9 protein-coding genes are annotated in these 12,723 nt (G+C 30.1%); all 9 read right to left on the bottom strand.

Annotated features, from left to right (window positions below; all coding sequences use genetic code 11):
- Positions 1–218 precede the first annotated feature (218 nt).
- The 9 genes from ACXLDF_RS09040 to ACXLDF_RS09000 all read right to left on the bottom strand — a co-directional run bounded on the left by ACXLDF_RS09040 (position 219) and on the right by ACXLDF_RS09000 (position 12,502).
- A complete protein-coding gene (locus ACXLDF_RS09040; RefSeq protein WP_457558191.1) occupies positions 219–881 on the bottom strand; it encodes a phosphatase PAP2 family protein in 663 nt (220 codons plus the stop codon).
- Positions 862–1,782 carry a nucleotidyltransferase domain-containing protein gene (locus ACXLDF_RS09035; RefSeq protein ID WP_457558190.1) on the bottom strand — a complete coding sequence of 307 codons (921 nt, stop codon included), beginning with the start codon at positions 1,780–1,782 and terminating at the stop codon, positions 862–864. The genes ACXLDF_RS09040 and ACXLDF_RS09035 overlap by 20 nt, the downstream gene beginning before the upstream one ends.
- A gap of 106 nt (positions 1,783–1,888) precedes the next feature.
- Positions 1,889–3,967, bottom strand: coding sequence for an oxidoreductase (locus ACXLDF_RS09030; protein ID WP_457558189.1), 2,079 nt, complete (start codon positions 3,965–3,967; stop codon positions 1,889–1,891).
- Positions 3,968–4,040: 73 nt separating this feature from the next.
- The gene (locus ACXLDF_RS09025) at positions 4,041–5,150 is read right to left on the bottom strand and encodes a PhoU domain-containing protein (RefSeq protein ID WP_457558188.1); all 1,110 of its coding nucleotides are present in this window, start codon (positions 5,148–5,150) and stop codon (positions 4,041–4,043) included.
- Between the two features lie 70 nt (positions 5,151–5,220).
- On the bottom strand, positions 5,221–6,192 hold the full coding sequence (locus ACXLDF_RS09020) for a hypothetical protein (protein ID WP_457558187.1): 972 nt from the start codon (positions 6,190–6,192) through the stop codon (positions 5,221–5,223).
- Between the two features lie 63 nt (positions 6,193–6,255).
- Positions 6,256–7,206: a hypothetical protein gene (locus ACXLDF_RS09015; protein WP_457558186.1), complete on the bottom strand. Its 951-nt coding sequence runs from the start codon at positions 7,204–7,206 to the stop codon at positions 6,256–6,258.
- Between the two features lie 104 nt (positions 7,207–7,310).
- Positions 7,311–8,267: a GTP-binding protein gene (locus ACXLDF_RS09010; protein ID WP_457558185.1), complete on the bottom strand. Its 957-nt coding sequence runs from the start codon at positions 8,265–8,267 to the stop codon at positions 7,311–7,313.
- 53 nt (positions 8,268–8,320) lie between these two features.
- Positions 8,321–10,432 carry a glycoside hydrolase family 2 TIM barrel-domain containing protein gene (locus ACXLDF_RS09005; protein WP_457558184.1) on the bottom strand — a complete coding sequence of 704 codons (2,112 nt, stop codon included), beginning with the start codon at positions 10,430–10,432 and terminating at the stop codon, positions 8,321–8,323.
- Positions 10,433–10,606: 174 nt separating this feature from the next.
- Positions 10,607–12,502, bottom strand: coding sequence for a P-loop NTPase family protein (locus ACXLDF_RS09000; protein WP_457558183.1), 1,896 nt, complete (start codon positions 12,500–12,502; stop codon positions 10,607–10,609).
- Between the last annotated feature and the right edge of the window lie 221 nt (positions 12,503–12,723).

Raw genomic sequence — 12,723 nt, 5'->3', positions numbered from 1 at the left:
CGAATCACATTATTTTGTTGTAAATAATTAAAGAAAAATCAAGTTAAGTAAACCTATAAACATTTGCTGATAGAGTAATTGATAAAACTAATCTTGAAAATGAAAAAACACAAAATTTAAATGTAATTTCTCAAAATTAGATAAATTTATTAAATTTACAGGAAAAAAAAGGAAAAATATATGAATGAGTAAAAAAATCTTGAGAATCTGATAAGATTTTAAAATATAAAGCTTTGGATGATATAAACTATTTTTAAATAGATTATTTTTGTACCCCACCAGAAGATTATTAATTCAATATATGCTTCAATAATACCCACTATTGTATCAAACACAAAATGACAACCCAGCATTATTCGAGAAAATGCAATTAATAAATTTAAAATAATGATAAAAGGAAAAGTCCAAAAAGGTAACCAAATTAAAGCAATTAGTCCATATAATATGGTAGAATGATGACAATGGCCAGATGGAAAACTGTAACCATATCCGGTTCTATCCAAGCGAATGATTGTCTCATTTTGCTTAAATGGACGATGTCTTTTAATCACGAATTTTATTACATAATAAATCACAAAAGATTGAAAGAATCCTGTAATGAAGATTGCCAAATATGTTAAATCCTTAAAATACCATCCATAAACTCCAAAAAAAATAAAAACAAGAAGCCACAATCTTGGATCTCCAAAATATGATATAATCTGCCAAATCCAACGGTTTTTTTTGAAGATCGAATTATGATAAAGAAATTCAGTTAATTTCTTATCTCTAATATCCAGTATCGGAAATTTTTGAGCGATTAAATCAGATTCCTTATTTCCATTTGAATATAACGTAGCATTATTTTTCTTATCTATAGTGTCACTTTTTTGTTGTGTCATTATTATTCTCCAGTCTTTTTTGTAGTTTTAAAGCCATAATATGAAGCTTCATAATTTCAAAAGGAACGCGTAAGCAAAATCGAACATGAAATCCTGAATACGTTTGCTTACGATAAAAGTTAAACAAACTCATATAGTGTTTTGAAAAACCGTGAGAAGTAAAATAATCACAGATTTCGGTCAATTTGGCTGTTTTCTGAAATAAATAAAAAAAAGAAGCGCGAAGAGCCCATTTATATGCTTCTAAAATATATTTATTAAATTTCCGATCAAACGGAATAATTAATATCGCCCCATAAGCCAAAAAAAGTGTCATAAAAAGAGATTTTAGAATTTGTAGATATGAATATGGTGTTTCATCCATTGATAAATCCAATTGTCCGTATAAAACAGTTGCACCTTGTTTTAACGAATCAAGGACAATTTTATCAGGAGCTAATAACCTTGAAACAGTTCGATTTACAGAAAGAATTCTTGCAAATTTATCGTTCTGCCAATCAGCTTCCCTACATATGAAATGAGAACAAAACATTCCAGTTTTTCGCTCTACAACTCGAAGAATTCTCTCAATTAAATTTTTTGGATATGAAAGATAATCATGTTTAATTTCTATGGTTTGTAAAATATGATGAATTTTTTTGATCTTCCTAAATGATACTTTATTTGAAACAACTAACAATAAATCTACATCTGAATTATTAGTAATTGTTCCATAAGAAAGAGAACCAAATAATACAATAGATTTTATTGAATCTTTACCAAGATAATGAGAAACAGTAGAAACGACCTCAAAAATATATTTTTCTGCATCCTTCGGCAATTTTAAAATTCCATTATTTATAGCTAAAAAATTGTCTGTTTGTTTAGAAATGCGTGGACTAATCGAATTTATATGGCTCACAATGAAAAATCACACAATTTAAAAGAATATTAAAAATAAAAAAAAGATTGCTATTATTTTTACTATTATTCGAAAATTCCTTGAAAATTTAAATTAAAAAAAAAAATTATCGGACTTTGCCGAGTTTAAAAGCAATCCTAAATCCAGAATGAACTGCATCTAAAATTGTGCCAACTTTTTTGGCATCTCCAATATATTTTACTTTTGGTTTTGAAGAATCATTCTGGTTATTTATAAATTCTTTTAATTCTTCTCCAAAAGAGCGATTTGGAATGACACCTGTCGCCAAAATAAAATTATCAACATTACCTATGCTTAAAATTCTATCTTTATCAGATTCTGGAGCTGAACGTATTTTATAGAACACAGTATTATTTTTTAATTCAATAATATCCGCATTAGTTATTACATTAATTCCTAATTTTTTGATTTCATCTAAAAAGACCCATTTTGTTGATTTTCCTATACTTTTTCCAATTTTAGGAAGATATTCAATGATTGTTACCTGTCGATCTCCACGAAATGTACGTTGCATGGCTTCTGATGATTCTAAAGCACCATAAAAACTTAAGAATCGAGCAATATTAGGAGACATTGCACCTTTTTTTGCAGCCCAAAGTGCAGTTTCCACACCTGTTGCTGCACCTCCAATTATTACGATATTTTTACCAATTAGAATATCACCATTTAACGCTTCATCAGCAAAACATACGTTACAATTTTGATTTCCGTTAAATCCAGGAATTGGCGGTATTTTGAAATTTACTCCTGTAGCTATAAGAATATAATCTGGTTTTTCATTCAATATTTCTTTCATTTCGATTTTTGTGTTTAATTTAAGATCAATCTGCAAATCTTTAATTTGATTTTGATAATAATCAATAATTCGCCGAATTTCTTCGCGACCAGGAGGAACATGTGCCACATTGATTTGACCTCCAATTCGGGAAGATTTTTCGAAAATTGTTACTTGATGACCATTTTTAGCCAATACTCGAGCAGCTTCTAAACCTGCTGGACCTGCACCTATAATACACACTTTTTGTGATCGGGTTGCAGGTTTAATCTCTTGCATTTTCAATTCATTCATAGCTAGTGGGTTTATTGTACATTGCAGCGATTTTAATTGGAAAATACCATCAAAACATCCTTGATTACAACCAATACAATATCGAATTTTGTTTAAAGAATTTGTTTGAATTTTTCTTGGAAGATCTGGATCAGCAACTAAAGGACGACCGAAACAAACAGCATCAGCATAGAAATCTTGTAATAATTGTTCTGCTATCATCGGTTCATTAATACGATTACTAACAAAAACAGGTATTTCAACAACTTTTCGAATTTCTTTTGCAAGGTATGCAAAAGCTGCAGGAGGAGTATCCATTGGTAATTGTGGTACTCTTGTTTCATGCCATCCTCCAGTAACATTAAGATATTCAATTCCAGCTCGCATATATGCTTGAGCAATTTTCTTTTTCTCTTTATAAGTATTACTTCCAGGAACAAAATCATCTCCAGATAAACGACAACCGATTATAATTTTATTTCCATAGCTTTTTTTCATCTTTTGAATTAATTCTAATGGAAATGTTAGCCGTTGTTCTAGGGTAGAACCACCATATCTATCGGTTCGTTTATTTTTCAATGGAGATAAGAATTGATCAATTAAATAACCCGCTGAACTTAAAATTTCAACACAATCAAAACCAGCATCTACTGCTCGTTTACCTGCTTTAGTTATTATTTCAATTTCTTCTTCAACTTCAGAGGTAGTAAGTTCCCGTGGAATTTCATGTGTAAATTTGGAATAGACAGCTGAACTAGATACTGCTTTTTCACCAATAATTCTGCTGTATGCATATGCTCCTGCATGATAAAGTTGAGCACAAATTTTTGCACCTTCATGATGTACTTTATCAACTAGAGTTCGTAAACCAGGAATATATTTATCATCGGCCAATGAAAGCATAAAAGGTGCACTAGCTCCTCGTTTAGAGACTGAAATTCCACCAACAATGATCATTCCTATTCCTCCCTCAGCTCTACGACGGTAAAATTCAGTTATTTTATCAGTAACAAAACCATCATCAGAAGCACCTAAATGCATCGCTGGCATGATCATACGATTTCGTATGTTTAAATTCCCAATATGAAAGCTTTCTATCAATTTATAAAATTTCATATATGAAAGCAGAATTTTGATAGTATATAAAGCCTTTTTTTTAATGCTTTGGAACCTTGTGAAAAAAAAAAAATTAGAAAAATATATTTGTAAAATCGAAGATGTTTTTAAAAACAGACTCTAAATTCTCAATTAAGCATGCTACACGATAATAGTCATAAAAAGTATGACCATCTTGGAGAATTTGAGTATTAGGTGAAAGAGTTAACCATTTTTTTTCTAATACACTTCCATCCCTTCGAAATTTTTGAATTAAAGACATTACATTTTCGTTCATTCCAACAGAAGAACCTTTTTCTGAAACAAAATCGCGGAGTAAATCGGCTAATATGCCATATTCATCATGAATAATAATGAAAAAATCTTTAAGATAATTCAGTAAACCAAGTTCTATGATCACTTTATGAAGATCACCTAAAATATTAGCAATTTCCTTCAAAGAATCCCCAACATCTTCAATAATTTTTGCAAGTAACCTCAAATCAATCAGTTTCTTATGTGAATAATTTAAAGGTTTGGAAATTTGTGGATGTTCAAAGATTGTACGGATTTGTCTTACAATAAAAAAATAATAACGATCTATTTTTTGATCTTGATCATTTAATGAAGAGATTCTTTCAAAATTTTGTGTTTCTAGAGATTCTTGAAGATCATCCAGCATCCATATTAAAATACTGAAACATTCTCTGATATATCTTGGAATCTCTTCTTGAAAAATACTTTCTGGACTCTCAGAAAAAACATTCTTTATTAATAATTTATGATTAGACATTTGATTTAAATTCCAATTGAATAATAAACGCTCTTGAGCTTGTTCAATTTGTTCAATTAATTTTCTTGGAATAATAGATTTACTTAGTATCTCAACACCTGCAGCTCCGTTCATGTAATAACTTATAAGAATTAATTGAATTCCCTTTTCATCAATAAATTTTGGATTTTTCTTTAAAACTGCATCTAAATCGAATCTATAGATAACATTTTTTTTTGATTTTTCAAGAGATGTAGGATAAAGCGCTAAAGATCCATCTGCTTGTTCATACATGTTAATTACTGTCTCTCTCTTAGGATTTTGGCTATTTGAACTGGGTGACAATCCATGTTTCTGAATCCAGTATTTAGGTAGTGTTATAGCATAGCTGTATTTGGCAAATTTCTGTATTTTTCTTTGATTGAGTTCCATTTTAAACCCCAAAAAGGATTTTTTAAAAGCATATTACGAATATTACGAATATACTAGTTTATATTACTAATTAGTTAAAAATTCTTTCTTTTAAAACATGAAATATTTCCTCATTTTCGCCCCAAAGAGTAAGGTAATCAAGATTTAAACCTTCTCTTTCAGATTTTACTGTAATTGATGTTGGGACTGTCAAAATTTTACCTTTGAAAATTTGTGTATTTATTTTAATTTGGAATGTGCTTGTTATGCAGTTTTGCACATCTTGACTTAGAAGGTCTTTGCAAGATGATCTATCTGCTGAAAATTTATATTCGATTAATGATCTGGCATTTTTTTTTAAGTATCCCTTCTTTTCCAATTTATATCTAAATTGTAGACCATTTACATGGTAATCATGTAAAAAATGTATCAACTTCTCCATATTGCTTTCTGCATGCACTTTAACTAAAATAAACCCGCCAAACAAAACTTTCTGATTTTCAACTGTAATAAACTCGACTGAATTCAATTTAAACTGCCGTCTTTCTTGATTTAAAGCAATCGTTATATCATATTCACCATTAAAAATACTCAATTTGGTAGAATTATGCACATTTGCAATCAATTGTTTAATTATTGGTGATACATTTTTTGGAATTATATGATAATAGACTTTTTTTGAAGATTCTTCTTTGGTGGAAGATTGAGCAGCATCAAGAATTGTTACAATATCATAATAATTTTCTTTCTGGGTTTGAAGGTGATTTTGAGTTTGTTCTATCTCTTTATTCAGTAATTCTCGAAAGATTTTCTGTTCAGAAATTCCATAAGTTAATGGCTTAATCCCAACTGGTATTATCCACCCTTTTTGCGAAAGTTTTTTTAATCGACGATAAATTTGTGGATTATTACTTTTTACCTGAGGAAATATCCATTTTTGAAGATCTTTTACTGTGGCTATTTTATTTTGAATAAGTTGAAAAATAATCTCCAAATCATAAGGATTCGAAAAGAAAGCACCCAATTTTTGATGTAATGTGGCAGATTGAAGAGAGTTGATCATCTTAAGCAGAGTCCTTTATTAAACTGAATTATATTTTGATAAATATCGCACTTTTAGTATGATTTATTTTTTACACCATTCTTTGGTTGAGAATGCCATTTTTTGTAATTCTGGCTCAATCTCTTGCCTGGATTTCACTTTGATAGCTTTAGTTACTGAATGAATCAATTTTTGCATATGTCTTTGTGCTTCTTGGACATTCTTTAGAAATTCCCGCTCACCGATTCCCATAACAATAGTTATAGGAAATATCTCAATTTCTTTTGGTTTTATCGAAGAAATCTTCCACTGCAACCCTACTGCTTGATCACCAATTTTTGGATTTAGAATATCTCGTAAATGAAGTCGTTCTGGAGAAATCAAAAGATCAGATGGTGAATTTCCTTCAAAATGCGTTGGAATCCTTTCTGGTGTGGATGCAATTCCAGCTATGAGACTTTCCTCACATGAAAATCGTGAATCATATTGAAAAATCACTCCTAAATGTTGATTGTACTTCACTTGATCAGAATCATAGAAATCAGGACCATAAATATCAAAATCGTAAAATTGATAAAAATTAAAATCAGTTAGAGGCAAATCAGTTGCATTAAGAAATGAATAGAAGAAAATAACATAAGGTTGGTTCATAAATCGATAAACATCTACATATTCAAAGATTTGAGCATGATGTGAAATATTTCCTTGGAAGATTTTTTGCAATTTTGGATGGTTATATAAAGAATAACAATAAGTAAACCTAGAAAGAGTTGAATTTTCATTATGTTTGGCATTTATCATAGAAAATACGGGCAAATCAGCTTTTACTCCAATTGCATGAGAATTTTCCAAACTTCTAATAAAAATAGGAATATTTTGAAAGTTAAAAAATAAACACGGACCATTAAGATAGCGCTGCGGTAGATCTAAAACAATTTTCTTTTGATATGATATATTTTTTAAAGTATAACCAAATGAATAGCCTTTTTCTTTACAATTTACACAAACAGTTTCGTAATCAATATCAACCAGCATTTCATCCACAACGTGCAAAAATTTATCGATTTCAAATACACTCTATTATTTTCAATAAATAATAAAATCAAATATTGGTAGATTGAATAAAAAATGGATTTGATTTAGAATCGTTCAATGAATTTATACGAAGCATATTGAAATGCATCATAGACATTACTTCCAGTTTTGGCAGATGTCAAAATGTATGGACAACCAAGTTCATCTGCTTTTTTCTGAATCTCTTCAATAGTAATTTCTTGATTTTCTAAATCCATTTTGGTGGCAATTAAAGTTATAAAAACTCTGCGATCGAGACTGCTTTGCATATCTTCAAGCCAATGATCTATACTTTCAAATGTTTTCCGGCGAGATATATCAAAAGCTATAAATGCATGATCAGCACCTTGATAAAATCGCTTTCGATAAGGAGTTAGATTTTTTTCTTGCCCTCCAATATCCCAAATAGATAAGACTACTGATGATTCTTCACTAAATGAAATCGATTTTCTTAAAATATCGACTCCAATAGTACTAATATAACTCTCTGCAAACTTATTATCTACAAATCTTCTGATTAAAGATGTTTTACCAACCATTGGATCTCCTAAAACAATAATCTTTGCAGAAAAATTACCTACAGGAAATTCATTTCGCTGTAGATTGGCAAGAATATGAATGATTGGAGGAATTTCAAGATCTACTTTATCTCCTTCTAAAATTAATCGAATTTTATTTGCTAGATGTTCGCCATAAACTTTTAATTTATTATCTTTCACGGATTTATCAGCTAAAACAGTAAAAATAGCTTCATTACCAGCAGACACAAATAGCATCTTATTTTGATCTACAGATAAAATAGTAACAAATTCTTTTGCTGATCCCAAGTCTGTCTTTATTCGAGCAATAAAAGAATCAAAAACAGCTGTAACTGCACCTATTGCATCGTCTTCTGCTTGTGTATTACGTAATTTACTATAAATAATCAATCCATCACGATCTACAATCGCTGATGCTTGAATTTCAGTTATTTCCGCCATAAGTTGGGTTATTAAATTGTCAAACATTTCTGTATCGTTCATAAGTGCTCACAATTGTAATAAGTTGGTAATGAACATATATCAAAAAAAATTTGTTATTTCTTTTTTTCTAAAGTCAAGTTATTAGTATAATACCGATGAATTTTTTTCCTCAAGAAAAAATGTTTAAATTTTGCTCCTAAAATATTTAGTATTTCAAAAACAAGCATGAAATATCGAATTAGATAAACATTAAAATGGAAATTCTGAATTTTTTGATTTTTCAATTTAAGTAAATGAGGGATTGCGTAGAAAATTTTCTTTGGTTTATCATCTTTAGTAAAAATGCCTTTTTGACAATATCCTTGCATTTTTTTTTTCGAATTAATCGGTGAGAGAAAATCGCGAAAATATCCCAAAACATAACCTGAAAGATATGGTTTGCTATTAAATGCATATAAATGATTATAATACAATCGGATTTGTTGTATATCCATAAATTCTTTTATATTATATCTTGAAAGTTGTAATTTATCGTATATAGTTGGAAATTCTGTTATTATCCATGGTTTATCTCTTTGAGAACTATAAAGAAGATCAAGTATCCATGAAATTTGATTAAGACCACTATAATATAGTCCGAATTTTAAATTCATGCACACAATATCCACATTTCGACGAATAGGATCAAGGACAAAATGATGTCCAATATAACTTACTAATCGACTAGAATCCCACCTTTTAACTAAAAAAATCATAGTATTCAAGAATTTTCTAAAAGTATAATTCATTACTGGAATTTCATATCCTAAAGACCAAATAATAATACTTGGATGATTAAAATCTCTTTTTATCATTGTATAAAGCATTTTAGTTGCCAAATTGCTTGTTTCTGGATTTTTCAACTTAACATCCCACAAAAGGGGCAATTCTTCCATAATTAAAATCCCCTCTTCATCAGCAAGATCCAACAGTTTTCGATCATGTGGATAATGTGTATAAAGAAAATTAATCCCGACAGATTTCATACGAATTATTTCTTTTCTACGTAATTCAAGTGAATAATGTCTTCCGAATGGCAGTTTTTCTTCATGTAATGTAACTCCAATTAATTTGAGTGGATTGTTATTTAAAAGAAGAGAATTATTTAAAGTCTTAATCTCTCGAATTCCAAATCTTATCTCTTTATCTTCATCAATGCCATTTAAATGAAGTTTAATTAAATAAAGATCTGGTGTATCTGGAGTCCAGCAGGAAGGATTATCCAATGTTATTTGAATGTTATTTAATAATTCTCGATTATCAGGCGTATCATTAAATTGATCAGCAAAAAATTCATCTCTTCGGTCTTTTTTGATTCCCTTTTTTGCTAAACCGCGTGGATTTTGCGAAAAATATGATTCTAAATCTAATGGTTCCTCTTCACGTTCGATTTCATCAAAAATATCTTTGAAATATTCTTGTAAAGAGTCATAATCATGAGAAATATGAGCTAATTTTTGTAAAGTACTTGGATTAACATCTTGAATTCCTGTTTGGATTAAAATTTGGTTAAATTGTTGTTCACCATTAAAAAATTGACCTAAATAATATAATTCCCATTCAACTTGTGGTTCAATCTGCATTGCATAGCAACGATCTAAAAATTCTTGGGGATTTTTAATGCTAAAACTAACAGAAATTCGAGCACTTGAATTATTTGGCGGCATCACTTGTGAATAAATTTTTATTCTCGTTACTCTTGTTTTTTCCAGCAAAAGCAATTTTACTGAACGATGAATACCCCCCCAATGGTACCAATCACATAAATCAGATGGAATTCCATTGCGATCTAGCTTATTTGAAACTCTAACAACAAGATAATTATCTTTTGTTATTGATATCAATCTTGGGTTAAAAATAAATCTAAATGGTAAAAAATCTCCTTTATTTTCGCCTAAAAAATGCCCATTGAGCCAAACTTGAGTGTCATAGTTGACAGCTTCAAATTCAATGGAATATTCATGAGATTTTGGTCGATATGGAATTTCAGGAATCTTTTTTATGTACCATACAACCCCGGCATATCTATCTAAATCAGGAATTGAATTAAAGCTAGAAGGAACTTGAATTTGTTTGAAAGATTTCTTATGGTTTTTCAACCATTCTAAAGAATACCATTGGGAATTAAAACCAATATCTTCAGTATCCACAATAAAATCCCAAGTTCCATCTAAATAAATATCCATAGGCTCACTCCTTCATTCTTCAAAGCTTTATTTTTTTATTCACCAATATATCTTATATTATTTGAGTTTGAGAACTAGAAAAAAACAATTTAAAAAAAAACAATATGCAAAAATTCTTCTTTTATATATTTCATCTTTAAGATTCATTAAAATGTCAAGATTGGATTGGTTGATTTAAGATGATTGATTATTTGATTCTGGTTCAATTTCTCTTCCTTCTTCGCCTTCTTCTTCACCTGTTTCATCAACTGATTTTTCATAAGGTGCCTCAGGAATTTCATAATCTGCTAAATTACCAAATATTGATTCTGCCATAAATAATCCCTCTTTTGATGGTTGTTTTATAGCTTGAGAAATAAGAAACTTAGCTGAATCTTCGTTAAATTCAAAAACTGTGATTTTATCACTGAATTGATTTAAGATCGATTTGTATTTTGCACCTCCAGTACTTTCTGGCACGATTAAGATTGCTTTGTCTATTGCACCCTCGCCTATTGCATTTGCAACTCTTTTTGCTGCATAATAAGCGGCTACCCCACCACTTTTTGTAAATGTTTTTACTGAAGGAATCTCAATTCCATATTTCACTCCTTCAAATTCAATCATTCCTGCTAAATTGTAATTTCGTTTATTAAATGTAAAAGAGAGAGGAGTAACAAGATTAATATCTTTTCCATATCGTTCTGCTAATACTTTTATTGATTTCAAAGCAGCACCTGCAACAGATTGGGGATTGGCTTCAATTGTATAATCTTCATCTTGCATTAATTCTTCGATTTTATCCAATATTGATTTACTTGGAGCATTTGCTTGAGTTGTTTTTGCACCTTTTAATTGTACAGCTTCTGATGATATTGCTTTTGCACTAGATGTTGCTTCAGCGGCTGTGCTTTTAATGACTTCATCTAAAGACATTTCATCATAAACAATTTTATCAACAAATAGACGAATAAGCTTGATTATCGAACGTTGATTTCCATCTGTTTTATCATAAATTGCCCTCAATACATCTTCATTAAGGGGAAACAATGGATATATTGGAGGGTTTAAATTATTCTGTGCCCAGAAAAATTCAATTGCTTTTGCAAAATAGAGAAGAAGATCATCAAATTTAAAATACTCTAATTCACGGTCTTCTTCCATTCGAGAACGCATGGCTTGATCAGCTGTCTCTTTCACTCTTGGCCAAATTTCTTTTAGAACTGCTAGCACAATTACTAAATTTTTAATTTCATTGTAAATTCGTTTCAAAGTTTCTAGAAATTTAGCTTCAGCTTCTGGTCCAATCATCCTGTATGGGGATTCAAGTTCATCGAAATATAATAAAATCGTTTGACCTGCATTTTCACAGATTAATTTAATCATAGCAAGACATATATCATCACTTTCAATTACAGAATTAATTCCAAGAGTGTCAAGTTCACTTTCTTCGAGATCTTCTCCCAATAACCATCGCTCGGCTAGCCCCGATCTATCTTTATCTAATGAAAAAATACAAAGAGCTTTAACACAATCAGCAAAAATGCCAGGATATTCTCTAATTCCATTTTGAATTGTCTCTTCTAAATCTTGACCTCCAAATAACCCCAATTTCTTTTTCTTATGACCACCCCATCGCTCAACAAGCCTATCAGCGACAGTATGTAGAATTTCAGCAGTAAGTTCATCAAGTAAGCAAGTATAAACGTGAAGAAGAATTCTGACTGCTGCAGGTGGGCTGGGGACATAAACAATTGTCCAATTATCTGGAATATTTTCAGGGATATCCACTTCAATTCCTTGGGATCTTTGTCGAATTTTACGTTCGATAGACTTATAAGCCCAATAAGCATGTGTCTTTCCAGTCCCTGCACTTCCAATAATCGGAAGCATTCGAGTTGAATGATCTGATTGAGTCTGACGGATTGCACGAAATAAAAAGCGATCAATCTTAGAGCGAGGTCCGGGAATATCTACAACATCTTCCATTGATCCTCTGGCTACAAATCTGTCAAAAGGTGTGGTTCCTTCTTTTAACACATCCAAATATAGATCGATTTCATCTGGATCCATCTCAGAAAATATATTCATATTAATCTCCATTTTTTAGTACGCTTATCTATATAGCAATTATCTTTGATCTTTATAATATTTTTTTATAAAAGTGAGAAGCATTAACAGATCTAATAAACACAACAACTTCTAAGAGTATCATAGAATATTTTTATCATTCTTTGATAAAATCTTGATTTTTTAAGTTTTTGATATAAAAATTACTCAAAATTCCAATTTATTGAACTATGGATAAAATT

It is taken from the genome of Candidatus Harpocratesius sp. (assembly GCF_054039255.1).
This window is presented reverse-complemented; position numbering and strand designations above follow the sequence as displayed.

Excerpts from the sequence above, each read along its gene's own strand:
- ACXLDF_RS09010 (WP_457558185.1), bottom strand. The coding sequence starts at position 8,267 with ATGAACGATACAGAAATGTTTGACAATTTAATAACCCAACTTATGGCG.
- ACXLDF_RS09030 (WP_457558189.1), bottom strand. The coding sequence starts at position 3,967 with ATGAAATTTTATAAATTGATAGAAAGCTTTCATATTGGGAATTTAAAC.
- ACXLDF_RS09000 (WP_457558183.1), bottom strand. The coding sequence starts at position 12,502 with ATGAATATATTTTCTGAGATGGATCCAGATGAAATCGATCTATATTTG.
- ACXLDF_RS09020 (WP_457558187.1), bottom strand. The coding sequence starts at position 6,192 with ATGATCAACTCTCTTCAATCTGCCACATTACATCAAAAATTGGGTGCT.
- ACXLDF_RS09005 (WP_457558184.1), bottom strand. The coding sequence starts at position 10,432 with ATGGATATTTATTTAGATGGAACTTGGGATTTTATTGTGGATACTGAA.
- ACXLDF_RS09040 (WP_457558191.1), bottom strand. The coding sequence starts at position 881 with ATGACACAACAAAAAAGTGACACTATAGATAAGAAAAATAATGCTACG.
- ACXLDF_RS09025 (WP_457558188.1), bottom strand. The coding sequence starts at position 5,150 with ATGGAACTCAATCAAAGAAAAATACAGAAATTTGCCAAATACAGCTAT.
- ACXLDF_RS09015 (WP_457558186.1), bottom strand. The coding sequence starts at position 7,206 with ATGCTGGTTGATATTGATTACGAAACTGTTTGTGTAAATTGTAAAGAA.